This is a genomic window from Anabaena sp. CCY 9402-a (genome assembly GCF_963920945.1).
In the GTDB taxonomy this organism is placed as follows: domain Bacteria; phylum Cyanobacteriota; class Cyanobacteriia; order Cyanobacteriales; family Nostocaceae; genus Trichormus; species Trichormus minutissimus.
Genome location: NZ_CAWUDL010000050.1, coordinates 13,284 through 38,907, shown reverse-complemented (window position 1 = coordinate 38,907; position 25,624 = coordinate 13,284). Strand labels below are relative to the sequence as shown.

General features: G+C 39.2%; 20 protein-coding genes. 13 read left to right on the top strand and 7 right to left on the bottom strand.

Going from position 1 to position 25,624, the window contains the following annotated elements; translation table 11 throughout:
- Positions 1 to 10: 10 nt before the first annotated feature.
- Positions 11 to 244, bottom strand: coding sequence for a hypothetical protein (locus ACM0OR_RS18380; RefSeq protein ID WP_323265771.1), 234 nt, complete (start codon positions 242 to 244; stop codon positions 11 to 13).
- A 244-nt stretch (positions 245 to 488) separates the two neighbouring features.
- Here ACM0OR_RS18380 and ACM0OR_RS18375 point away from each other — a divergent pair, with 244 nt between their 5' ends.
- On the top strand, positions 489 to 704 hold the full coding sequence (locus tag ACM0OR_RS18375; RefSeq protein ID WP_323265772.1) for a hypothetical protein: 216 nt from the start codon (positions 489 to 491) through the stop codon (positions 702 to 704).
- A gap of 17 nt (positions 705 to 721) precedes the next feature.
- Here ACM0OR_RS18375 and ACM0OR_RS18370 read toward each other — a convergent pair whose 3' ends face one another.
- The gene (locus tag ACM0OR_RS18370; RefSeq protein ID WP_414577868.1) at positions 722 to 1,111 is read right to left on the bottom strand and encodes a winged helix-turn-helix transcriptional regulator; all 390 of its coding nucleotides are present in this window, start codon (positions 1,109 to 1,111) and stop codon (positions 722 to 724) included.
- A 90-nt stretch (positions 1,112 to 1,201) separates the two neighbouring features.
- Here ACM0OR_RS18370 and ACM0OR_RS18365 point away from each other — a divergent pair, with 90 nt between their 5' ends.
- Together ACM0OR_RS18365 and ACM0OR_RS18360 are read left to right on the top strand one after the other, a co-directional pair.
- The gene (locus tag ACM0OR_RS18365; protein ID WP_414577866.1) at positions 1,202 to 1,957 is read left to right on the top strand and encodes a glucose 1-dehydrogenase; all 756 of its coding nucleotides are present in this window, start codon (positions 1,202 to 1,204) and stop codon (positions 1,955 to 1,957) included.
- Between the two features lie 51 nt (positions 1,958 to 2,008).
- Positions 2,009 to 2,731, top strand: a complete 723-nt coding sequence (locus ACM0OR_RS18360; protein WP_323265775.1) for an SDR family oxidoreductase — start codon at positions 2,009 to 2,011, stop codon at positions 2,729 to 2,731.
- A gap of 349 nt (positions 2,732 to 3,080) precedes the next feature.
- Here the strand turns inward: ACM0OR_RS18360 and ACM0OR_RS18355 are convergent, their stop codons facing one another.
- The 3 genes from ACM0OR_RS18355 to ACM0OR_RS18345 all read right to left on the bottom strand — a co-directional run bounded on the left by ACM0OR_RS18355 (position 3,081) and on the right by ACM0OR_RS18345 (position 4,897).
- Positions 3,081 to 3,806, bottom strand: coding sequence for a class I SAM-dependent methyltransferase (locus ACM0OR_RS18355; RefSeq protein ID WP_414577876.1), 726 nt, complete (start codon positions 3,804 to 3,806; stop codon positions 3,081 to 3,083).
- Between the two features lie 164 nt (positions 3,807 to 3,970).
- A complete protein-coding gene (locus tag ACM0OR_RS18350) occupies positions 3,971 to 4,495 on the bottom strand; it encodes an FKBP-type peptidyl-prolyl cis-trans isomerase (protein ID WP_414577864.1) in 525 nt (174 codons plus the stop codon).
- A gap of 78 nt (positions 4,496 to 4,573) precedes the next feature.
- Entirely contained in the window at positions 4,574 to 4,897 is a 324-nt protein-coding gene (locus ACM0OR_RS18345) for a phasin family protein (protein ID WP_190707293.1), read from the bottom strand.
- Between the two features lie 136 nt (positions 4,898 to 5,033).
- On the opposite strand from ACM0OR_RS18345, the gene ACM0OR_RS18340 reads away from it, so the two are divergent.
- Positions 5,034 to 5,327: a TIGR03792 family protein gene (locus ACM0OR_RS18340; protein WP_414577862.1), complete on the top strand. Its 294-nt coding sequence runs from the start codon at positions 5,034 to 5,036 to the stop codon at positions 5,325 to 5,327.
- A 185-nt stretch (positions 5,328 to 5,512) separates the two neighbouring features.
- Positions 5,513 to 9,253 carry a HEAT repeat domain-containing protein gene (locus tag ACM0OR_RS18335; protein ID WP_414577861.1) on the top strand — a complete coding sequence of 1,247 codons (3,741 nt, stop codon included), beginning with the start codon at positions 5,513 to 5,515 and terminating at the stop codon, positions 9,251 to 9,253.
- 127 nt (positions 9,254 to 9,380) lie between these two features.
- Here the strand turns inward: ACM0OR_RS18335 and ACM0OR_RS18330 are convergent, their stop codons facing one another.
- The gene (locus ACM0OR_RS18330) at positions 9,381 to 10,373 is read right to left on the bottom strand and encodes a nucleoside hydrolase (RefSeq protein WP_414577859.1); all 993 of its coding nucleotides are present in this window, start codon (positions 10,371 to 10,373) and stop codon (positions 9,381 to 9,383) included.
- Complete coding sequence (locus tag ACM0OR_RS18325) at positions 10,370 to 12,802, bottom strand: hypothetical protein (protein ID WP_414577858.1); 2,433 nt, start codon at positions 12,800 to 12,802, stop codon at positions 10,370 to 10,372. The genes ACM0OR_RS18330 and ACM0OR_RS18325 overlap by 4 nt, the downstream gene beginning before the upstream one ends.
- Before the next feature lie 538 nt (positions 12,803 to 13,340).
- Between ACM0OR_RS18325 and ACM0OR_RS18320 the strand changes: the two genes are divergently transcribed.
- The 8 genes from ACM0OR_RS18320 to ACM0OR_RS18285 all read left to right on the top strand — a co-directional run bounded on the left by ACM0OR_RS18320 (position 13,341) and on the right by ACM0OR_RS18285 (position 25,622).
- On the top strand, positions 13,341 to 13,946 hold the full coding sequence (locus tag ACM0OR_RS18320) for a PEP-CTERM sorting domain-containing protein (RefSeq protein ID WP_414577857.1): 606 nt from the start codon (positions 13,341 to 13,343) through the stop codon (positions 13,944 to 13,946).
- Positions 13,947 to 14,003: 57 nt separating this feature from the next.
- A complete protein-coding gene (locus tag ACM0OR_RS18315) occupies positions 14,004 to 17,006 on the top strand; it encodes a filamentous hemagglutinin N-terminal domain-containing protein (RefSeq protein WP_414577856.1) in 3,003 nt (1,000 codons plus the stop codon).
- 74 nt (positions 17,007 to 17,080) lie between these two features.
- Entirely contained in the window at positions 17,081 to 19,750 is a 2,670-nt protein-coding gene (locus tag ACM0OR_RS18310) for a CHAT domain-containing protein (RefSeq protein WP_414577855.1), read from the top strand.
- 20 nt (positions 19,751 to 19,770) lie between these two features.
- On the top strand, positions 19,771 to 20,700 hold the full coding sequence (locus tag ACM0OR_RS18305) for a DUF928 domain-containing protein (RefSeq protein ID WP_414577853.1): 930 nt from the start codon (positions 19,771 to 19,773) through the stop codon (positions 20,698 to 20,700).
- Positions 20,701 to 20,712: 12 nt separating this feature from the next.
- A complete protein-coding gene (locus ACM0OR_RS18300) occupies positions 20,713 to 22,809 on the top strand; it encodes a CHASE2 domain-containing protein (protein WP_414577851.1) in 2,097 nt (698 codons plus the stop codon).
- A 53-nt stretch (positions 22,810 to 22,862) separates the two neighbouring features.
- Positions 22,863 to 23,480 carry a DUF6272 family protein gene (locus ACM0OR_RS18295; RefSeq protein ID WP_414577849.1) on the top strand — a complete coding sequence of 206 codons (618 nt, stop codon included), beginning with the start codon at positions 22,863 to 22,865 and terminating at the stop codon, positions 23,478 to 23,480.
- A gap of 9 nt (positions 23,481 to 23,489) precedes the next feature.
- Positions 23,490 to 23,885 carry a slr1659 superfamily regulator gene (locus ACM0OR_RS18290; protein WP_323265789.1) on the top strand — a complete coding sequence of 132 codons (396 nt, stop codon included), beginning with the start codon at positions 23,490 to 23,492 and terminating at the stop codon, positions 23,883 to 23,885.
- A 114-nt stretch (positions 23,886 to 23,999) separates the two neighbouring features.
- Positions 24,000 to 25,622, top strand: coding sequence for a mechanosensitive ion channel family protein (locus tag ACM0OR_RS18285; protein ID WP_414577847.1), 1,623 nt, complete (start codon positions 24,000 to 24,002; stop codon positions 25,620 to 25,622).
- The last annotated feature ends 2 nt before the right edge of the window (positions 25,623 to 25,624 follow it).

Genomic DNA, 25,624 nt, shown 5'->3' with positions numbered 1-25,624 from the left:
CTTCATGGCATTATCCAGCACTTAAGTTGGCAATTGTAATTTGCTTGTTCACAATATTCGGCTCACCCATATTATCAACTGATTCGGAAGTGGAAATATCACGATTTTTTTCATCAGGGAGAGAGTTATCGGATTTTTTATTATCTCCAGAGATATCTTCATGATGACTAGAGCTAATCACATTGGGGTCTGAAGATTCATGAACTGATAAATTAATCAGCTTGTCTTGCTTTTCAGTCATCATTACCTCTCAATTGCATAAGTTAACTATTTACATAAATTAAAATATGAGAGATAGTTTTTACCTCTGACAATTGGTGTATTTTTTATAGAGATTAAACTCAATTGAATATTCTTCTGTCAATATTCAAATTTATTACTTACGACTTGATTACCAAATTTTCATTTTAAGACTTTTGATAGTGTTTCTATCAAAATCAACAGCTTAAATTGGGAATGTTTAATAACTAAAACAAAAGGAAATATTTATGCCTGGTGGTCGTGCAAGTCATAAAGGAAGTTCTGATAAACCCAACGTCAATGCTGAAGGGGTGCTAAGTGAAGCTGCCGATAAATCGGTAGAGCCGGAAGAACTCCTACCTGAAGATTTAACCAACGCAGAAACAATTAGAGCAGGTGAATATGTTGATTATCCCCCAGCCATCCAACGCCCAGATGAGGAAGTAAATCCTCATCGCTCCTGAATTCATTTTGAAAAGCTTCAAACTTCTAATTTCTGGCTGCTCAAGGACATCTTTTGACGTTCGTAAACTAGCTTTAATTCTTCTTGGTGTTGCCAAGCCCACTCTGCCAAACCTGCAATCGGTTCAATCAGTTTTTCACCAAAGGGAGTAAGGTTATATTCCACCTTGGGCGGCACAATGGGATATACAGTTCGGTTAACAACACCAGCTGACTCCAACCGTCTTAGGGTTTGTGTCAGCATTTTTTTGGAGATTTTGGGAATTTGACGTTGAAAATCAGTATATCGCTTAGTACCAGAATATAGGAGATACAGTATTGGCGGTGTCCATTTATCTCCTACCAAATCGAGCATCTGCCGTATAGGACAGTCGGCACTGAGGACTATTCGGTCATTTTTGGGAACCATGAGGTAACTATATCACCTGGAAGTTCCTTCTTGTAAAGAAGAATCCAAATCAGGCACACTGCTCTAGTCGGTGAAAATGGAGAGATTTGGATGAAACCGTTAGAAAACAAAGTTGCCCTCGTTACTGGTGGTACTTCTGGAATTGGACGTACTACAGCGATCGCCTTTGCTGATGCTGGTGCTAAAGTTGTTGTAGTCGGACGGCGCGAAGAAGAAGGGAATGAAACTGTCAGATTGATTCATGAGGTAGGAAGTGACGGTTTGTTTGTGAAAGCCGATGTATCTCAAGAAACTGATGTAGAAGCAACCATTGCTGCCGTTGTTAATAAGTTTGGTAGGCTTGATATCGCATTTAATAACGCGGGGTTGCTGGGTCAAAATGCCTTGCTGGCAGAGCAGACAGAGCAAAGTTATGACCGGGTTTTTGGAGTCAATGTTAAGGGGGTTTTTCTGTGTATGAAGCACGAAATTGCCCAGATGTTGGCTCAAGGGGATGGTGGAGCAATTATCAATACCTCTTCCATCAATGGTTTTCGTCCCTTAGCCCCTGGCTTATCGCTTTACGATGCCTCTAAAACTGCCGTGGTGATGCTGACAAAAGCCGCAGCACTAGAATATGCGTCCCGAAAAATCCGCATAAACGCGATCGCACCAGGGCCGATTGAAACGGAAATGCTTAGTCTAGCAAGTGGTGGTAATCCCAAAGCTTTTGAGAGTTCTGTTCCCGCCGGACGTTTAGGTAAACCCGATGACATTGCTAATGCTGTGATCTGGTTGTGTTCTGATGCTACTGATTTTGTGAACGGTCATACCCTTGCTGTCGATGGCGGGGTATTGGCAGCGTGATTACTACTTTATGTGGATGTTCGCGAAAAAAAAATTAATGCGGGAGCAATCATGAGCAAACTAGAGAACAAAGTTACATTAATTCTTGGTGGTGCAGGCAATGTGGGAGAAGGTATTGTCAGAGCATTTCTCAAAGCAGGGGCGATCGTTGTTGTACCGTCGCGCCAAGCCGAAAAACTCGAAGAACTACGCACTTATTTAGGTGAACTTGCTCATGGCGATCGCTTTATGCCGATTGTGGGAGAAATTAGTCAAGTTGAGAGTGCCGAGATTATTCGCGATCAACTGCTGAAACAATTTGGCAAACTTGATGCTGTGGTTGCTTCCCTTGGTGGTTGGTGGTTTGGTAACAAACCTGTAACCGAAGTCTCAATCGCCGAATGGCAACAATATCTAGATAGTAATTTAACCAGTCACTTCATCGCAGCCCGCACCTTCCTACCTGTTCTGCAAGAAAATCAGGGTGCTAGCTACACTTTGATTGGTGGCGCAGCAGCTGAAGTACCGATTCCCAATGTCAGCCCTGTCAGCATTACTGCTGCTGGACAGCTGATGCTGGCTCAGGTTTTGATGCAGGAAAACAAGGGTAGTTCTGTCCGAATTAATGAAGTCATTGTTCATAGCTGGGTGGCAACTCGCAGCAGTCAAGAGCGCAGTCAACCAACCTGGATAAGTGCCGATGACATTGGCGAATTTACAGCTTGGCTGGCTTCGTCAGAAGCATCTATGGTGAATAGTAGTCTACTGCGCTTGTATGAAAAGCCTGCAACTTAGCACCACGGTAATCAGAGCGAGTCGGCACGCAATATGCTTCGGATCAGATAATTTGCCGAAATAATAACGCCTGTAGAGAGGTAGCAATGATACCTCTCTACATTCATTTCCACAATTTAATTTAAAATATAACGCGATGTGCAACTTATTTTTGAAACCCCTCTCCAAACCTCTCCCGTGCAAGGAGAGAGGCTTTAAATCTTGCTCCCCTTCCCTGTCTTTGCTACGCAACGCTAACGCGAACGACACGCTGCGCGAATGTAGGGAAGGGGTTGGGGGTTAGGTTTGAGAGAAAGTTGCACACGGAGTAATATATCCTTGGTTGCAGAAGCGAATTATCACATCTCCACTAGGCTTGAAAACGTATCTTGTATAAATCAAATAATTCTCCTGGTTGGCGTGTCATAATTTTCGCTCCAGAAGCTTTGATGGTTTTCTCCCACTCAGTTACAGGTTCTAGAAATACTTCCGCCTCTAAATAGGTTTCTAGCACAGCCCAATCTTCTGCTAAAGAGTGTTCAGGGTTGAGGATATCAAATACAAATAGTCCACCGGGTTTCAATACACGTTTGACCTCTGTTAACACAGCACTCCAATATTCCAGGGGAAAATAGCAGCTAAATCCTGTAGCGATCGCTAAATCAAATTGCTCTGGGGCATAATTTAATTGATGTGCTGCCCCTAATTCTACCCCTTTAAATAATTTAGAATTCAACTGCGAACCACGAGAATTTAAAGTATCTCGCGCCACATTACTAATTTCTTGCCCGTAAAATAAGGCTTGCCAATCTCGCCAAGGATAAATCAAAAAGCTGACACCGCAACCAATATCCAAACAGTGCTGATTTTTTTGGGGTTTAGCAATTTCCCAGAAAGGCGAAACAATTCTCCCTGTCAACAGTCCCGATTTCCATTCTTGAAATATCGGCATCGACTGTACTTCTTCAGGTAGTTCAAATGGTTCATTTTGATACTGTTTATTGAAGCGATATGCTACCTGCGCTACCCTCTGCTGCCATTTTTCTTGTTGAGTGTTGAGGGAAAATAGAGGATTGTAGGAAGAATTTTTAGACATTTTGGGTATTGGGCGTTGGACATAGGGAATTGGGCATAGGGCATAGGGCATGAAAAACTCAAAAGTCAAAAATTCTTCACTGCGTGACGCTAACGCGTAGCTTGCTTCTCCGCAGGAGTATAATTTTAAATTTTGAAATTTGTTTGCCCCTACACCCCTAACCTCTACTTAACCTCTAATAATTCCACATCAAACAATAAGGTAGCGTTGGGAGGAATCACGCCACCAGCACCGCGAGAACCATAACCTAATTCTGCGGGGATAATTAGCTGACGACGACCACCTACTTTCATAGTGCTAAGTCCTTCATCCCAACCTTGAATTACCTGACCGACACCGATGGTAAAGCTAAAAGGACGATTGCGATCGCGGGAACTATCAAATTTAGTCCCATTTTCTAAAGTACCGGTGTAATGCACTGTCACGGTTTGTCCCTTGACAGGTGTTGCACCAGTTCCCTCTTCTATTTCCTCATACTTCAAACCAGAAGGGGTAGTAACGACTTTGGAGGCATCAGACATATGATTGTTCGCTATTAAGGTATTGTTTTCTGTAACGATGGTGGTTGCTGGTGGGGTTGGAGTCACAGTCGCAGCGAAGGCAGATTCCTGCTTACCGCCGATTTGTGACAATACTAAAACCGCAACACAGGCCAGCATGATACCCACGCTAAGTAAAATTGCTTTCAAAATTAGTCCTCCCTACAGGGGTAGTTTGGCGATGAAAATTACCAACAGAACAAAATTAGTTTAAATCACAAGCAGATACTAACGCCAAAGCTTATTTTCTAAATCTCGGACTTGCCGTTCCAATCGGTCAATTCTACCCCGCAATTCATCCACCTCAGACTGACGCGCTACCCCCAAATCCTGCATCATATTTCGCATTTGCCGTTGCATTTGCGTTTCCCACGTTCCCTGCTCTGACTTTAACTGCTGTACAATATCATCCATCACCGCCTTTGCTTGCTCAGGATTGAGTTTGCCGTCCTTTACCAATTCATCGCTCACTTCCTTCAGTTTTTCCGCTACGAGAGAAGTTGTCCCAATACCAAGCATCATTAGTTGTTGCAACCAGTTGTTGCTGTCCATATATCCTTCCTGTTATTTATTTCAAACCAGCCGACCCTTGCTTTTAAGTGTGTGCAATCAAGCTATGCTGGAAGCGTCGTTATTCTAGCCTACAACTCTATTTTGGCAAATTGGCAAACACATAGGATGAAAGGGTGTGGTTATAGAATTTCTTAAGTTTAAAGTTACCCCTGGTACACGAGAAGATTATCTGCAAAAGGATGCAGCCATTTGGACAACTGTTTTGGCTAAGTATCCGGGGTTTTTGGGTAAAGAAGTCTGGATTAATCCGCAAGACTCCACAGAAATTATATTTATTATTCGTTGGGCAACGAAAGAACAATGGCAAGCCATACCCCTAGAAGATTTACAGGCGATCGAGCAAAAATTTGCCCAAGCGGTAGGTAATACCTATGAGTTAGTCGAGTCAAAAGAATATCAAGTACAGTAGTCAAACGTATTCAACAAGCAGAACAACGCTCCCAAAAACTAGCAGAGAAATTGCGATCGCTGGGCATAAATCCCGATAAGACTTACTTACCCAGTAGAACCCAATTTCTGCAATTATGTTGAAATCTAGAGCGATTTTCTCAACTCTTAGATATACTCAAAATCACCACTTCAGCAGACGCGAGTATGATATTAGATTGGTTAGCTGTTTGGGGCATAACTCAAGCTGTCGGGTTTGCTTTTAAGTCAATTTTTGAAGATTTAGCGAAAGATGCTGCTAAAGACTGGGCGAAAGACTTATTAAAAGGTATTCCTGGTAACATTTTACAGCAACTCAAGCCAGAAGATATTGACATTGCTGCGGGCAAAGCTTTGAAAGAATTCTTGCAATTAATGCAGCAAGAATTAGAAGATGCAGACTTAGAAGAAACGGAACTGCAACAATATAATTATGCTTTAAAAAAATTCATTAATCATAAATCAATTAAGCTAATTCTCGGTGAACCTTTTCAACCAAATTGCCAACTTATAAATGCCAAAGTTTTAACCAATACCTGGCATGAAATGAAATTACCCAATCTACCCCAGCAATTCGATTGGGAAAGATTGGCTAAACGCTATCTGAAAAAAGTTAAAGCAATTATTCGTGAGTCAGATGAATTACGCCCTATTTTAGATTCTCTGCATCTAGAATCATTAAATAATACCGTGCTAGAAATTAATGGTATTACCCCAGATTTCGACTTAAAAAAATACCAAGAAGGACTGCGCGAGAGATATGGTAATTTAAAACTAGATAGTTTAGATACTACTGGTTACGCCTACAACGAATTAAAGTTATGGCGGATGTTTATCCCTCAACAAGTGCGGGAAGTTCATCAAGTATTAGCACAGGTGCATGAACTCCCCAAAGAAGACCTCAAACGACTAAGAGAAAGTAAACAATTAGATGAGGAAATTACTCCAGAAGCATTAGAATACTACAAAAAAATTTATTTTGAACAGTCAACAAATTCAGTTTTAGATATTATCAATGATACTCTAAACTATAACTATATAGTTATCTTAGGCGATCCTGGCTCTGGCAAATCAACCTTATTACAATTTTTAGCTTTAAACTGGGCAGAAACACCTCTAAATAATGTCGTCTCTTCAGCAATTCCATTATTAATTGAGTTACGCACTTATATCCGCAGACGAGAAAATCATGAATGCCATAATTTCTTAGAATTTTTTCATAAATGTAGTGGTATAGTCCATCATCTCAATCAAAATAAACTCCACGAACAACTCAAAGCTGGCAATGCTTTAGTAATGTTTGATGGTTTAGATGAAGTATTTGATATTGCCAAGCGAGAGGATGTAATTACAGATATTCATCGCTTTACCAATCAATATCCTGATGTCAGGGTGATTGTAACTTCTCGCGTGATTGGCTATAAACCCCAAAGATTAAGAGATGCGGAATTTCGGCATTTCATGATTCAAGATTTAGAGCCAGAGCAAATCCAAGATTTTATCAACCGTTGGCATGAATTAAATTTTCAAGATCAGGGAGATAGACACCGAAAAAGAGAACGATTACAAAGAGCCATTGATACATCAAAAGCTATTACTGAACTAGCTGGAAATCCCCTCTTGCTAACAATGATGGCAATTCTCAACCGTAACCAAGAATTACCCAGAGATAGGGCAACATTGTATGAGCAAGCATCACGGGTACTACTACATCAATGGGATGTAGAACGTGCTTTAGTAGAAGATTATCGTCTAGATCCTAAAACCATTGATTATAAAGATAAACAAGCAATGTTGCGGCAAGTTGCCTATCATATGCAAACCAGTGCTAAGGGTTTAGTAGGCAATTTAATTAGTGCCAATGATTTAGAAAAAATTTTAATTCGCTATCTCAAGAATATCGAATTTGAACAACCAACAAAAGTTGCCAGAGTGATGATTAACCAACTACGGACTCGCAACTTTATGTTATGTTTTTTAGGTGCAGATTACTATGCTTTTGTGCATCGAACTTTTTTAGAGTATTTCTGCGCTTGGGAATTTGTCTGGCAGTTTAAAGAGATACAAGTTATCTCTATTAAAGGACTCAATTGTGAAGTATTTGGTAAACACTGGCAAGATGAAACTTGGCATGAAGTGTTACGCTTAATTATCGCCATGATTGAATCGAGATTCGTTTGCGAAATCCTCGATTATTTAATAGCTCAAGATGGTGAAAAAGAAAAATTTATTAACTTATTTTTAGCAGCTAAATGTCTAGCAGAAGTCAGAAATCGCTTATTAGTAGCGTCAGTATCTACTAAATTACTAGAGAAAATCAAAGCCTTAACCAAATACGATCTTAACTATTACTACAAACCTTATTTAGACGAAGAAGAAACGAAACTAGTTCAAGAAATTCGCACCAAAGCAGTTGTGTGTGTAGCCACAACTTGGAAAGATGACCCCGATACTCTCTTCTGGCTCAAACAACTAGCTACCGATGATAATAAAGATTATGTCCGCCGTGCAGCCTTACAAGAGTTAGCAAGAGGGTTTAAAGATGACCCCGATACTCTCCTTTGGCTGCAACAACACGCCACAAATGATAGTGATTGGACTGTACGACAAGCCGCAGTGCAAGAATTAGTCAGGGGTTTCAAAGATGACCCTGATACCCTCCCTATTCTCCAAAAACGCGCGATCGCAGATAATAGTGAATATGTAAGACAAGTAGCAGTCCAGGAATTAGCTAGAGGTTTTAAAGATAATCCCAACACCTTATTTTGGTTGAAAAAACGTGCCAATGTGGATCAATATGGAACTGTGCGCCAGGTAGCAATCCAAGAGTTAGCTAGGGGATTCAAAGATTACCCTAATGTTCTCCCCTGGTTGAAACAATGTGCCACCACTAATGAAGATTGGACTGTGCGCCAAGCGGTCGTGCAGGAATTAGCCAGGGGTTTTAGAGATGACCCTGATACCTTAAGCATCCTCAAACAAGCTGTCACCTCTGACGAGAATGAATATGTGCGCCAAGCCGCAGTACAAGAATTAGCCAGGGTATTCAAAGATGAGCGTGATACTCTCTGTATTTTGAAACAAAGTGCGATCGCAGACAAATATTCAGATGTTCGCCAAACCGCCGTGCAAGAGTTAGCCAGGGTGTTCAAAGATGACCCCCATACCCTCCCCTGGCTAAAACACCACGCTACTACTAGTGAAGATAAATATGTGCGCCGCGCCGCCGTGCAAGAACTCGCTAGGGTGTTCAAAGATGACCCTGATACCCTCTTTATCCTCAAACAACGTGTCGTTATTGATACTTATTCAGATGTGCGTCGCGCTGCCGTGCAAGAATTAGCCAGAGGCTTTAAATATGACCTCGATACTCTGAGTATCCTCAAACAACGCGCCATTGCCGACGATAATGAATCTGTACGACGGACAGCCGTCCAGGAATTAGCCAGGAGTTTCCATAATCACCCTGACACTCTCCCCATCCTCAAAAAATGTGCTAAATCTGAGAAATATGCAGATGTGCGCCAAGCTGCATTACAAGAATTAGCCGCAGGTTTCCCTAATGATCCTGAAACCCTTTCCATCCTGACGAAACGCGCTACATCAGACAAATATGCAGATGTACGTCAAGTCGCATTGCAAGAATTAGCTAAAGGTTTTGCAGATCACCCTGAGATATTTGAGGTTTTCTACCACTGTGCCATTAATGATCCCTTTAGCCGTGAGTATAATTTTCAACATAACCCCCGACAAGTAGCACTAGAAATAATTATTGAACATTATCCTCATCATCCCCAGACGCTACCACTATTACGCGACAGAGCAGAACATGACCAAGACGAACAAGTGCGAGAGTTTATTCATAAAAAACTCGTAGAATTGGCTTTGTTGAATGAGAAAACAAAGTAAGGTCAATAGGACTTACGCACAAATTACGGAATAACGTATCGCTAAAGCGAAAGCTCCGCTAACGCGTAGCGCATACCACAGAGACGCAGAGAACACAGAGAAATAGTGCCATAAATACATTAAGTAGTCAGGGCGAGATAAGTTGATCAAACAGCTTTAAAAACCTTTCAGTATCAACATCTAAACAGGCTTCTACATTAGGTGGATTAGTTTTATCATCTCGGCGATCGCGCCGATCTGCTAGTGACAAACCAGTGGTAAATCGTCCTTCAGTTTCAACCATCATATAGAATGATTCAGTCGTAACTAGACTCGGATCAATAGCAACTGCCATTGCTAAAGGATCGTGTAAATAACAACCATGAAAGCCTTCATGATCACGATAGAAAGCCATATAAATTCCAGTACAATCGGCTATAAACTGGGTAACTTTTGCAGGACGACGCTGTAAATTATCTTCCACAACTCGGCGGGGAAGAGGAGCTTTCATTGCCACATCTAAACCCACCAATGTTAAGGGAATTCCTGACTCCATCACGATTTGAGCAGCATGAGGATCTACAAAAAAGTTAAATTCAGCCGCGGCCGTAATATTTCCAGGTACGGTGATAGCCCCACCCATGATGATAATCCGCCCTATTTGTTTCATGGTTGCGGCATCTTTTTGAATTGCCGTTGCGAGATTTGTTAGGGGGCCTAAAGCAACAATATTCAGACTATTGCCGTACTCTTGGGCTACCTTGAGAATGACATCAATCGCATTCTCTGTAGATGGTTCAATGTTTAGTTGCGGATAGCGGGCTGTACCATCTGCTGCTTTAAATTGATCTAATTCGCCCAGCCCATCTGCACCATGAATACCCGCAGCATTCAAGGGCGGTTTAATCAGAGGTTTTTCACAACCTTTAGCAACAATTGGTAAAGTTTTGGGTTCAACAATACTTAGTACCCGCAATACATTATTAGCTGCTTGGTCTACATGAATATTACCAGCTAAAACTGTAATTGCTTTCAGGTCTAATTGTGGTGAATTCAATGCCATAATCAGTGCCAAGGCATCATCAACACCACCATCTGTATCGATAATCACTGGAATAGGCTGATTTTGGGAGTTTGTCATGCTGAATATTCCTCGTCTTCCAGAATGGCGTAGAAATTTAAATTGCGATACCTTTGCAAAATCATATTGGCGTATTCCTTCGAGTAGAAAGAACCGCATAGATAGGCTTTTCCCCAAGGATTTTCAACTTTTGGGGCGGTGGGAAATAGTGTTCTAATTCCCTGGTTTTGCTCAGAAGTAGTAGGAATAATCAAGACTTTGTATTGTTTTGGGATCGTCTCATCTGCTAAATAACTGTCCAGTAAATTATTTAACTCTGACAGAATCAGCGATTCTTCTACTGAAATCTCCTCGTCAACTTTTACTAACAGATTTAACAAATCTCGTAGTCTCCCTACTTGAAAATAAGGCGGATCTAATGAGAGATAATCTAGTACGCTTTGCCGTAAACTAACAAAGTCGCTATCTTCACCAGTTAACAACTTTTCTCGAACTTCTTCAGTGGAGTAGTTAATTCGGTAAGATCCCAGTAGTTGTTGAATGAAGTCAACTTCGGTATCATCCAAAGTTTTGTCAATTAGGGCAACTTGGCGGAGAATATTAAAAATCTGCTCTAACTCTTGCAAATTATCTTCGGCGTAAATACGCAAGATTTGCTGCGAAAATTCTTCGGCATTGTAGGTATTGTGCCAATATTTGAGGTAAATCTCTTTAGGAATGATCAGGAGTTCAAGTTGCTGTTCGGCTGTAATGGTTGCTTCCTGCTGATCTCCCCGAATAACGCGAATATTACCTAATGGAATCCAAGGTTTTACACCTTGGGGTTGATACCCACCTAATGGGTTACTTACTAGCCCTATACCCATAGGAATATAAACAAAACCAGGAGGCGATCCCGCTTTGATTAATGTTTCACCTTCTTTAAGGACGGATAAGTACACATCAGTAAAAGCCTTGAGCGGATCAATATTTTGGATTTTATGACCAGATTGAGAAACTCTCAGCAGAATTTTTTGTTTCTGTTCCAGCGACCAATCTAGTTCTTTAGCAATCAAATAGCGATCGCGTTCCTCCGGGTCAATATTTTTGAGTGAGGGGACAACTCTGCTCTTCAATCCTATCTCTGAAGCGATTTTCCCTAATTCTGTTTGCACAGCTTCAGCAAAATCTAGGTTGTCGTCAGTATTTTCTAATAAAATTTCAATGTTTTCACTCTTCTTAATCACATCATTGGCGTTAGCTGGTCGGCTAAAGGTGTCGATAATATCGCGTTGAATGTCGTCAATTACAACAGCTAAATTGTAAGCAGCCCGTTGTGCAGCATCTTGGTTAGAAAAAGAACCTCGATTGAAAGATATTCTTAAATCGCCGTTAGCAGTTAATTCACTACTAGCAATGTTTGCTTCTCCAGCATTGAGAGGATTTGCTGCTTCTAATAAAAATAATTCCCCGCTTCCTTTTTGCAAAGCATAAATTGCCTTAGCTGTATTTTGGTCAACAAAAATCTGATAACCTCCTGATGTTTTGTAAACTGTACCTCTCTGTCGCAAAGCATCGGCGGCTCGCAAAGCACGGATAGTGTCACTCACATCAACAATTAAAGCTTGTGTTTCTGGATGATCGCAAACCAGCCAGGAAAATGCCTGTTTTTCAAAATCACTGTAATATTGATCGATGCGTTCGTTACGGGGGCTAGTTCCCTGTTTGAGAAATTCTGCCTGAGTCGATTTAACTTGCAGTAAAGCTATTTCTAATTTCTCGATTTTCAGCTGTTCTTGTAGAGAGTTTTTAGCCTGAGCTAATTTATTTTCGGCTTTAGTTACTTGTTGTTGGTGATAAAGGTGATGCAAATTAACCGTAGCAATTTGTCTCATTACCTGTCTGAGCTGTTGCGGATTATTCAATACCTCAATAGGAACTTTGCTTTTACTGTGGGCAACCCCCATTGATACCATTTCACGTAACACAAGTTTAGGATCTTCTGTCAATGCTCCTTGATCAGCTAAATTAATTAAACGCCAAGACACATTGCCACAATTTTCAGTCCAAATCGTATCGATTACCTGATCAAAAGCTGGGCTGAATACTTCTTGGGTGACAAATTCTGGGTGCATCGCCCGACCAAATGCCGAAAAATCAAGCATTCCCATATCATGGTTATAGACAATTATGATTCCATAACCTTTCATAAAATCAAACCACAGAGGCTCTCTTTGGGGAATGAGAACTCCATGAATGGCTTCCAGCACAACTAAGATATTGCGAGCAACATCTCTGACGTGAACGACACCATGATCAGAATAAAGTGCAACGTGCTGAAGGGGATTGGCGATAAAATCTTCATTTCTAGCAGCATAATCTAACTCTGCTTGCTGATTAACTTTGGCATAGTAATTTTCTTCGATGTAAGTTCTGACTTTTTCTGGTAGGTATCGATCAACCTGGAGCAATTGAATCTCTTCAACATATTTACTAGAATTTAAATTCATAATTCTTATAAAATTTTCAAAGATTGGTTGCAGCGTTTAGCTGTAATATTTCTGTAAGTGCCTTTGTATGATTTTTGTTGATGTTGTTGACAAAACTATCATCATCTGCTGTATATTTTTTGAAATTATTTTATTATTGATAGAAGAATATTTGTCACAATAGCAAATCAAATCAACACCCTAACTGTGTAGTTTTTCCAAAGTTTAAAACCAAATCAATCGTACTTCTAAATTTGACACAAATAAAATTAAATATTGTAACTTAACTTATAGTGACGATGTTGTTTGCTGAGACGAAGATTTTATCACTTACTAGCGTGAAAAATGTTGTTAATGACAAGTCTTAAAAAAAGGGAGCAATTTTAGAGTTCAAACAGTCAGTGTTTTCAGGCACATATATCACAACACCAAAGCAACAAAATTAAAATTTTGATGAAGAAGTAAGTCGAATCCTGTTAAATTTCTATTAATAGTGCTTTTTTTAACTAAACTATAGGATAATCAGGCCTGCGATAAAAATCTTTAATTTAGGTAAAAAATGTCCTTAATTAATAAATTACTGACCATAGTGATATCTGCGGGTGTCACCATAGGTGTGGGAATGAAAGTTGAAATAGCCACAGCAAGTTCATTGATTGGTGATACAATTAAGTATGATTACTTAATCCCTGATTCAAGCACAGTATTGGCATCTACTACAAGGTTGGTTCAGCCTGGACTCGCCGATCTGATTAATCAAACTGATGGCACTTCGGATACTATCTTTGCGGTCAACCCAGAAACAGAAGGGTTTATCGTTAATTTTTTCAAGGACTCTGGATTTTTCCCTAGCCTATTTAACGGATTTAGACTTTCTAGTTTAGACTTTCACGATAGTAGTATTTTAACGGGATTTATATTAGAGACTAATATGGTCGGACTAGATGCTAATGACTCTCGCATCAGTTTTACGGCTGATACCATTAGTGTTAATTTGCAAGGACTATCATACGATACAAATACTTATATTAATGTCAATTTAGTAACATCTGTTGTTTCCGCAAGTGTTCCTGAACCTAGTCCAGTGATAGGAATTTTAGCTATAAGTGGGTTGGGATGCCTATATCTACTCAAGCGTAAATTAATCAAAGTTCAAGATTATTGACCTCAAGTGGAACAAAAATTCAGGTATTGCTGAAACAGAGGAGATGATAGGGCTACCATGCTGATGAAAATTTTAACAAGGAGTGTTGCGATCGCCTATATTCTTGGTTCGTCAACGACTGCTGTAGCTGAGGTAGTTCCTGACGACAGTTTAGGAGTCGAACACTCTGTTTTTACACCTAATGTCCAAAGTCCCAAAGGTCAGATTGATCGCATAGATGGGGGAGCGATTCGAGGTAGTAACCTATTCCATAGTTTTCAAGATTTGAACGTTGGTAATCAGCAACGGATTTATTTTTCTAATCCGGCTGGAGTCGAAAATATCCTGAGTCGAGTTACAGGAAACAACGCTTCTAATATCTTCGGTACACTGGGAGTATTGGGAAATGCCAACCTCTACTTGATTAATCCTAACGGGATAATTTTCGGCAAAAATGCGCGTTTGGATATCTCTGGTTCTTTTTTTGCTAGCACCAGCAACTCCCTTCTGTTTGAGAACGGTGATCAATTTACTACTCAACATCCCAAAGCACCCCCTTTATTAAGGGTCAATCTTCAGCCGGGGTTAGAGAGTTGGTTACCGCCCCAAGGTGCGATCGCCAATACTGGTAACTTATCAGTTGGACAAAACTTGACTTTAATTGGGACAAAACTTGACTTACAAGGGCAATTGAGAGCAGGTGGTAATTTAGTTTTGCAAGCTACCGATACACTAAAAGTTCGGGACAGCCTCAATAACCCTTTCATAGCCTCGGCTGAACAAAAACTATTAGCTCAAGGCAATAAAATAGACATCTCTGCATTAAATCATCCTTCCAGTGGCTTCTTTTCTGGAAAAGATATGGTGTTCCGTTCCGCTAATCCGATTGGTGGGGACGCTCAGTTTTTTAGTGGCGGTAACTTTAGCATCGAACAAATGAACTCTCAAAGAGGAGATTTAAAGAGCTTTGATGACCCTATTATTCGTTCAAGTGGAGATGTGAGTTTTAATAATTATACAGGAGCATCCATCCATATTTTTGCAGGTGGCAGAGTCACTATTAATAATATTAATATTAACAGTCCAGATACAACTAATTTTATTAATCAAACAGTCACTCTCTCTGATGGAGTAACACAAATTTCCATTGATGGCAGCGATCAACCTACTGTTGATATTAGGGCTGGAACTACCAATTTTAACACAACAGGAATTCAAGGGAATACGAACGTTTTTTCACCTATTCCTAGCACAGAGGGTCAACCAACAAGCGCAGATATTACTATCAATCAAATTATCAACTCAGGCGGACTGGTCTTTTTAACCAATCAATATCAACCGAATTCTTCCTTACCGGGCAATATCACAGTTAAATCGGCACTGAATATATTTGGTAGTGGTGACAAAGGTGGTGATATTGTGATTGATTCACGGGGGAAAATTATTACTCCTCAATTTATGTCGAGTTTTGGCATTGATGCTTCTACATTGGCATTTTCCAAACCTGGTGGAGATATCACACTTTTCGCTCATGATGATATAGTTATGCCGCCATCATCACGAATTATTTCTGCCGGGACAGTGGGTGGTAACATTACTTTTAAGAGTCAATCTGCCATTATTCAAGAACAAGCTCCACGTAGAGAATCATTTATTGAAAGTGCTTCTTATGGTGCAGGAAAAGGCGGTGATGTGATCCTCAATGCACCATTTATTTTCTTGAGTAACGATGTAAAAAGTCATCTTTATCAAGGCGCAACAGGAACAGGTGGGAAGCTGATCATTACCGCTAATTCTTTAGAAGCGAACCAAGCTGAATTATCTACCATCAGCAATGGTGGTAATGCTGGTGAAGTCATGATTAATGCGGATGAAATTTTGTTAAATGAATCCAAAATAGGCAGCCAGAGCATAGGTGCAGATGCAGGGAAAGCAGGCAATATAGAGATTAATACTATATCCTTGACCGCTACTAATGGTAGTCAGGTATTTTCTCAAATAGAAGGGTTAGGAAATGCTGGCAATATATTAATCGAAGCTGAAGACAAAGTTCTTTTATATGGTGCGAATACAGGTGTATTTTCTAAGACAACTTTAAGTTCTATTGGTAATGGTAGTAATATCTTCGTCAATGCTAAACTTGTTGAGATTAGCGATGGTGCTGCTATTTCCACCGATAGCCAAGGAAGTGGTATTGGTGGTGGTATAGATATTCAAGCAAATAAATTAACCCTCGACAATCAAGCTGTAATTTCTACAAAAACAGCTAGTACGGAAGGGGCTAATATTAACTTACAGATAGCAGATTTGTTATCATTACGCCGTAGAAGTCGGATTTCGGCGATCGCAGGGAATGAAACTACAGGTGGAAATGGTGCTAACATCACTATCAAAACAGATTTACTCTTCGCTGTTCCTGAAGAAAACAGTGATATTTCAGCTAATGCTTTTTTTGGTAGTGGTGGCAATATTGATATTAACGCCAGAGATATTCAAGGAATCGAGTTTTCTGATACACCTACCCCATTCAGTAATATTACTGCCAGCAACATTAAATTAGGAAGTCCTAATCCATCACCGGAAGTTCCTAATCCACTACCGGAAGTACCTAGTCCACTACCAGAAGTTCCTAATCCACTACCAGAAGTGCCTAGTCCACTACCAGAAGTGCCTAGTCCTACTTTAGATGTTTCTAGTCTTGGATTAATTGATGAACAAGACGCTGCTCCGAGTTCAGCTTTGATCAAATTATCAAACCCACAGAGCGATCGCGACAATCAAATCGTTACTGCTAGTTGTACATCCACAGGGGGTAATTCTTTTACCATCACAGGTAGGGGAGGTTTACCCACAGACCCCACTGCAACTATTCGTAGTCAAACTCTTTTGTCAGACACACGAGATTTTACAACTACACAAAGTAGCAATCAAGCAAATACTTCTTCTGCAATTCCTCCCACAAGACAACAAATTATCGCAGCTACAAATTGGATAATTAATGCCCAAGGACAAGTAGAATTAGTAGCATCTTTACCTCAAGAGAGTTCATCGTCAAAACATCCTAATTGTAGAGATTTATAAACTTTGATAAATTAATAAATTTTACATATAAGATATCCAGATAAATTATTTTTAAATATAAAAATATAATTAATATGAAAAAAATATCTAGGCAAAAGAGCCATAAATATTTAAACAAAAAAGAATTTTTGTCATTTTTTAAAATCAAAATTAATACTATTGGGCTTTTTTGTATTTGCTTTACATTAAGCCTATTATTAACTATTAATAATATTCCTGCTGTTGCAAATCAATCTATAATATCAGATGCAAATCAGGAAAATCAACAACTATCAAATCCTTCAGATTTATTACAACAAGGAAAAAAATACTATCAAGCTGGACAATACACCGAATCTTCCAGAATTTGGGAAAATGTTCTGAAAATTTATCAATCAAAAAGAGAATTGATTAATCAAGCTCAAGTTTTAAATTATTTAGCTTTAGCATATAAAGATTTAGGAAAAATCCCCCAAGCGCAAACTGCGATTGCTGAAAGTATAAACATCAGTAAAAGTTTAAAAAATCTCGATGCTAAAAGCACTTTACTATTAGCACAGGCATTAAATACCCAAGGGATGCTCCAAATACTACAAGGACAAACTGACACAGCTATAGATACTTGGAAGCAAGCAGCAAAAACTTATGAGCGCACAGGTGATAAAACAGGTAAACTCATCAGCCAAATTAATCAAGCACAAGGTTTGCAAGCATCGGGACAATATAACCGCGCCAAAACTTTGTTAGAAGAATTGGTGAAAGAATTGCAAAATCAACCTGATAATCTCTTGAAAGCTCAAGGATTGAGAAGTTTAGGGATTGCTATGCAAACTGTTGGTGATTTAAAGCAATCCAAAACAATACTAGATAAAAGTTGGGAAATTAGTAAACAATTCAACTCACTAACTGATGTGAGTGCAGTTTTATTTAGTATTGGTAACGTTGCCCAAGACTTACAAGAAGATGATATTGCTTGGACATACTACCAAGAAGCCATTAAATTATCTCCAGAACCACAGATTAAATTAGAAGCACAATTAAATCAATTGAGCTTATTAGTTAAACTCCAAAACTGGGAATTAGCACAAACACTAATACCAGAAATCGAAACTAATCTTGCTCAACTTCCTCCGAGTCGTCCTGCTATTTACGCCAAGATTAATTTCACAGAAAGTTTGATAAATTTAGAAGCATCTGGGAAAAGCAAAAAAGCAGTTTCAGACACCAACACCATCAAAATTGCTCAATTGTTAGCAACAGCTATTCAACAAGCCAAAGACATCAAAGATCTAAGAGCCGAAGCTTATTCTATTAACCAACTAGGTAAACTTTACCAAAAAAACGACCAGTTGGCAGATGCAGCGACGTTGACACAACAAGCACTAACAATAGCTCAAGAAATTAATGCTACTGATTTAGTGGCGCGTGCGGCGGGACAGTTAGGTATAGTTGCTCAACAACAAGGAGATAATAATAGTGCGATGGGCTACGCCCCGCCGGAGGCGATCGCCGCTTATGAGATTGCTTTTAATAACTTGCAATCTCTGCGTAGTGATTTAGTCGCGATTAATCGAGATGTCCAGTTTAATTTTAAAGAAAGTATTGAACCAATCTATCGAAATTACGTCAGTCTGTTGTTGCAAAAAGATAATCAAAGCAACCTGAAACAAGCTCTGCAAGTGATGGAAGCTTTGCAAATAGCTGAACTAGATAACTTTTTTCGCGATGCTTGTTTAGATAATAACAATCCTGTAGTTTTAGAGAAAATTGACTTGCACGCAGCTGTTCTTTATCCAATTATTTTAAGCGATCGCCTCGAAGTCATTCTTTCAGTCCCTAATCAACCTCTACGCCATTACAGCACCCTACTGTCAAAGCAGCAAGTTGAAACGACCTTAAAACAACTTTACTCTTCCCTGTCCCCTGGTTATCCCAATGACGAGCGTTTGCGACTCTCTCAAGAAGTATATAACTGGCTGGTTGCACCTGCCCAAGGGACACTCACCAAAAGTAATATCAAAACTTTAGTTTTTGTGCCAGATAGTTTGCTGCGAAACTTACCAATGGGTGTTCTGTATGATGGTAAAAAGTATTTAATTGAAAATTACAGTGTCGCCCTCAGTCCTGGTTTAAAACTATTTCCTCAAGGACTACAACGCCAAAAATTGAGCGTGTTAGCTGCTGGACTAACGGAAGCGCGCCAAGGCTTCAATCCCTTACCAGGAGTGACAGGAGAAATTAAACAAGTCACAACAGAAGCTAATTCTCAAGTATTGCTAGATAATAATTTTACCAGCGATACCTTAAAAACAGCGATCGCCAATAAATCTTTCCCCATAGTTCACCTAGCTACTCACGGTCAATTTAGTTCCAACCCAGAAGAAACCTTCTTGTTGACCTGGGGCGATCGCATTTCCATTCAAGATTTTGACAATTTATTTAAAAATAGAAGACAAAAAAATTTAGAACCGATTGAATTATTGGTGATGAGTGCTTGTCAAACAGCCGTAGGTGATAATCGTGCAACTTTAGGTTTAGCTGGATTTGCCTTGCGTTCTGGAGCTAAAAGCACTATAGCTAGTTTGTGGTCAGTCAGTGACGAATCTACTTCTTCCTTGATGAAAGAATTTTATGCCGAATTGAGTAACCCAAAACTCAACAAAGCGGAGGCATTGCGACAGGCACAAATAAAAATCATGGCTAATCCTTTATACAAACATCCCTATTTTTGGTCTTCTTTCGTTCTTGTCGGTAATTGGTTGTAAACATCACAAAAAATGCGGAAATGATGAAATTTAATTCTCAAATACTTTTCTTTATTACTGTTAGCAACATACTACTTTTAACAAGTAAGACGACATTAGCCAGCCTGCTCCCTCAAGAGCATTCTACTGTTAGCAATCAAGTTCTTATTAGTTTGGAATTTAAACCCCCCAAAGATCCAGCCCCGAAAACCAGCGTCGGTGGTGGTGTTCGCGGCCAAGTTCAATTTGGCTTACCAGGAGGTTCAGCACCTAGAACCAGCGTTGGTGGCGGAACTAGAGGTAACGTGCAGTTCGGCTTACCAGGAGGTTCAGCACCTAGAACCAGCGTTGGTGGCGGAACTAGAGGTAACGTGCAATTAACTCTACCTAGTGGAAACTCAACCCCCAGAAGCAGCATAGGTGGCGGAACAAGGGGAAAAACCCTACCATTAACAGCATTAGTTCCTCCCAACAAACAGGGACGCACGGTATTAGCACGACCCACCGTTTTTGCTTATTTACCTCCGGTTGGTGCAGAAACTGTGTTTTTCAGCCTCCAAGATGAAGACGGAAATTTCCTTTACTCCACAATGCTGAAAGTCTCTCCCGATGGCGGTGTCGTTAGTATTACCTTACCGCTAACAGCTCCAGCTTTGGTCATGGATAAAAATTACCTATGGTATTTTGCACCGATTGAACCAGGCGGAGTTCTTCGACCTGATAATTATTCTGTAACAGGCTGGATCAAACGAGTTGAGCCAACATTTAATCAACAAGAATTAGCCTCCTCTCCTGTCGAATTAGCAACTAAATATGCTGAGACTGGTGTATGGTACGATACTATCAAAGTCTTAGTAGATGCAAAGCGATCGCAGCCAAATAACAAAGCTTTTGTGACCGAATGGCACGATTTACTAAAGCAAGTTGGACTAGAAGACATTGCCTCTCAACCATTAACAGAAGCTTTTTAATGTGATCATAAAATGATTGGGCAAAAACTCAAAAACTCACTGAAAAAATGGCAAGGAACACTGATAATTACTCCCTGTGTTGCTGGATTAGTAATTGCGGGGAGTAATATCGGTATTTTGAGAATTTTAGAATGGGCAACTTTAGATCAGTTATTTCGTCTGCGTCCCCAAGAATCTGTAGATAATCGAATTGTGATTGTCACAATTGATGAGCCAGATATTCAACACGTCAAGCAATGGCCGATGTCTGATCGTGTCATGGCTAAAATGATTCGCAATATCAAAGCCCAACAACCAAGAGCGATCGCCATCGATATCTATCGAGATTTACCAGTAGAACCAGGACACCCAGAACTAGTCAAAGAATTCCAAAATACTCCCAATTTTATTGGCATTGAAAAAGTTGCCGGCAACCCAATTGCACCACCACCAATTCTAGCTAAACAGGGTCAAGTAGCTGCCAATGACTTACTCTTAGATACAGATGGCAAAATTCGCCGGGGTATTATTTTATTAGGTAAACCCGATCAAAGTTTAGCTCAAGGTCTAGGAGTAAAACTAGCCTTAACATATTTAGAAAAATCAGGCATTGAATTAACAGAAATCAACGCAGATAAACAAATTTATGGTTTAGGCAAAGCTAAGTTTGTGCCTCTATCTAGTAATGATGGAGAATACAACCAAGCCGACATGGGGGGATATCAAATTTTAATGAACTATCGAGGCGGACTTAACAGCTTTCCCCATATTTCTCTGACCGATGTTTTAGAAAATCGTATACCGGCTAATTTTATCCGCGATCGCCTCGTTTTGATCGGCGCAAAAGCTCCCAGTTTAAATGATAACTATAGTACCCCTTACAATAACAACTTATTTTTTCCTACAGAGCTAATTCCTGGAGTCGTAGTTCACGCGAATCTTGCCAGCCAGATCCTCAGTGCCGCTATAGATGGCCGGCCAATGATGCGAGCTACTATTAAACCTCTAAACTGGTTATTAATCTTCTTTTGGTCTGGATATAGTGCCACCCTTGGCGCAATTTATATCAAAAAACGTTGGCTGACCATAGGTGGTTTGTTACTGGCTGTAGTGATTATTCTTAGCAGTGCTTATGTTGCCTTTCTTAGTGGTTGGTTAATTCCTGTATTTACACCAATATTGACTGTTGTCAGTGCGTTAATAATTGGTCTTATGCAGGTTTTATGGCAAAATCTGATGCTTTCTTATCGGCAGTTGGAAGATTATGCCCGCAATCTAGAAATTAAAGTTAAAGAACGCACTGCTGAACTAGCCTCAGCTAATGAAGAAATCAGTCTCCTTAATGAAAAACTCAAAGGAGAAAACCTCCGCATGAGTGCCGAACTCGATATAATTCGGCAAATGCAGCAGATGATTCTACCAAAACCAGAGGAACTAGAAGCTATTGAAGAACTAGATATCGCTGGTTTTATGGAAGCTGCGGATGAAGTCGGCGGCGATTACTACGACGTACTATACACCGATGGAATAGTAACACTTGGGATTGGAGATGTGACTGGACATGGACTGGAAAGCGGATTGTTAATGCTAATGACGCAAACCGCAGTTCGCCTCCTCAGAGAAATCCCCGAATATGACTCAGTGCGCTTCATGGACACACTCAACCGCACCATCTACAAAAACGTGCAACGGATGAACTCTGAGAAGAATTTGACATTGGTGATTCTTAACTATACTCAAGGGCAAATAAGTATCAGTGGACAGCATGAAGAAACGATTATCGTCCGCAAAGGTGGAGAAATTGAGCTGATTGACACGATGGACTTGGGTTTCCCCATAGGTTTAGATGATGACATTGCTGATTTTATTAGTAATATAACCCTGGAATTACAACCCGGTGATGGAGTTGTTCTCTACACCGATGGTATTACCGAAGCTAAAGATATGAATAAGAATCAATACGGTCTAGAACCATTATGTGAAATTATTAGTCAAAACTGGCACAAATCAGCACCAGAAATTAAAGATGCAGTAATTTTAGATGTGCGGCGACATATTGGCAAACAAAAAGTATTTGATGACATCACATTGCTCGTATTCAAGCGACCAGAAGAAGTTTTTGAGAATTAATAATGAAAAATAAAAAGAATATTCTTTTATCATTGTTTTAAGGTGAAAAATCTATGATTCAAATATCTACAGGCTCTATCATCAAGACTGAATTATTTGGCGATTTTATCTCTGATTTTCCTCCAGAGCATGATTCTCTGGAACTTTCTTTTACACCCAGTTCTCGCCCAATCAAACAACGTTGGCGAAACAATCGACTTTCAGCACATTTTTTTGCTGACTACTTCACCAATTTTTTACCTCTAGATGAAAATGAACCAAATCAAGAGAAAATAATTAAAGAAAGTAAAAGTGCTGTTAGCTATGTCGCCAACGAACTTCTAGAAAATGCTATGAAATTTAATGATGATATTTCTAGCTACAAAGTAAGATTTGGCATTCATTTCTTAAATGACTCAGATAGTGTCACTGCCGTAATTTTTGCCAGCAATAGCATCAGACCAGGCGGTGAAGCTAAATTGAGAAAATTTATTGAAGAATTACTAGCTTCAGACACCCATGAAATGTATGTACGCCAAATTGAAAAAAGTGCTGAAGAAAATGGTTCTTCCGGCTTAGGTCTGTTAACGATGATTAATGACTATTCAGCCAAAATTGGTTGGAGGTTAGAAACTATTCAGAAAGAATCTCTCATCATGGCTGTAACTACAATGGCACAAATCAAGGTATAGTATTCGTCGGTGTCTGATTCAATTATTGTTGATTTAGGAAGAAAAAATAATATGGTTATGCAAGAAGTTAAAGGTGAAGATTACACAGTTGAAGGTGATAAAGACTCTGCAACAGTCAACTTTAAAGGAGAACTGAGTCTTGGGGGATCAAGTGAATATGAACCAATTACTAATCTACTCAATGAAATTGCCGCAACTGATCCGGCAATGATGACTTTGAATTTAAGAGATTTAGGATTTCTCAACAGTTCCGGTATTAGTATGTTATCAAAATTTGTCCTAAGTTTACGTAAGAAAAAAGGAATTCAGTTGATTGTTTTAGGTTCAAATGCTATGCCTTGGCAAGGAAAATCGTTGAAAAATCTAGAGCGGTTGCTCCCTGGTCTCAAACTAGAAATTCAATAATAAATAAACTAAGAAGCTTAAGCCTTATTACTGCTGGGTTTAAGCTTTTTGACATTTAACTTAATTATGATAGAGACATACCTAAGCTACTACTCTGCACCGAGTTTATTATCATTGCCTTTTGACATTGATCGGACAATACCGTTTTTACAAAACTTAATATTAACCGCACTTGGAGCAGCTTGCTTATATGGCATCCTGTTTTATGGGCTACGAGCTATATTTCGACAGTTTGAGCGTGATTTTGCCCTCGTTACACTCTACGTGTCAATATATCCAGTCCTATTTGTTTTTATTCTAATTGGTATCAAGTTGACTTTTGATGATTTAAAGCATACAAAATTTGCTTGGATAGATCAACTATTAATTGCTGCCATTATTGGTACAGTCGCCTACTGGATGATTCAATTTTTTCGGGAAGTTATTGTCTATTATTTACAAGAATTTGCCGAACAAACCGAAATTATGTGGGATGACGTTCTTATTCCCTTGCTGGAAGGTGTTATTCCTTTCTTGATTACTTTATCAAGCTTTGGTTTAATATTGCAACTTGCTTTTAATATTGATTTGACAGGTGTTTGGGTTACTTTAGGCGGAGCAACTTTTATTGTTGGTTTTGCGACAAAGGATATTTTAGCTAATTTTTTTAGTGGTATTGTTTTATTAATTGATACTCCATTCCAATTTGGGGATGTTTTAAAGTTAGAACATGGAGAATTAGGTATACTCAAAAAAATAGGTTTACGAGTAACACAAGTTTATTTATTTGATAGCCATACTGAAGCTTATATTCCTAATAGTGTTTTACAGGGACAGACCATTATTAATCTTAATCGTCCTATTGCATCAGTTCATTTTTCTAAACCAATTTTATTAAAACCAGAAGGTGATTTAGATGCAGCTTGTCAAGTTATGTCTGATATCATTTGCGCTCATCCTGATACATTGGGAGATATAGACACGAAGTTGAGTTGTCTAGATAAGTATTTTATTAGAGAAAATAATCAAGATGGTTTTCTAGAAAAGAAAAAAAATGGAGCTGATAGACTGTTAGCAGAAAACCGAGTCAATTTCAAATTGACAGAAATTGAACAAACACTAGAAGCAATTGTGGTAACTCTACAATTTGCAGAGCGTGGAGGACTCAGCCTAGATGATATTACAACTATTCAAGAAGAGTATCAAAATGTTTTGAATTTAATAGGACTACAAATTATTTTTGTGCGAATTAAAAATAAAAGTAGACCTTGGCATTTTAATTCTGTAAAACCCAAGATTCAAATTAAAGAAATTAACACTTCAGATTCGCTTATTAGTTTAATCAGAGATTGGTATCGTATTTGGTTAAGAGATCCAAATTTACACGAGGAAGACCAATACCTTTTACCAGAAATATGGGAATATAAAATTGAAGTTTTGAAGCGTAGACTTGGACAATTACAACGTAAGATTATTAATCCTAGCCGGATAGAAACTCGTCTAGATAACTATGTCATAGAGTTAAACACTTGGCTAAAAACAAGGTTTAAACAAACTCGAAGTCAACAGCAAGCACCACAAGTGCTAATGGATAAAACTGTCTACGGTAGTAGTGCAATTTTTATTCAATTTATGCTTGAATACTATATTGATGATATTAAGCTAGAAAATTGCGAGCGAGGCGATCGCGTCAGTAGTGAGATTTACAGCGAAATTATCAAATGTCTTCAAAGTTATGTAGTAGGACGATGGACTTAGCT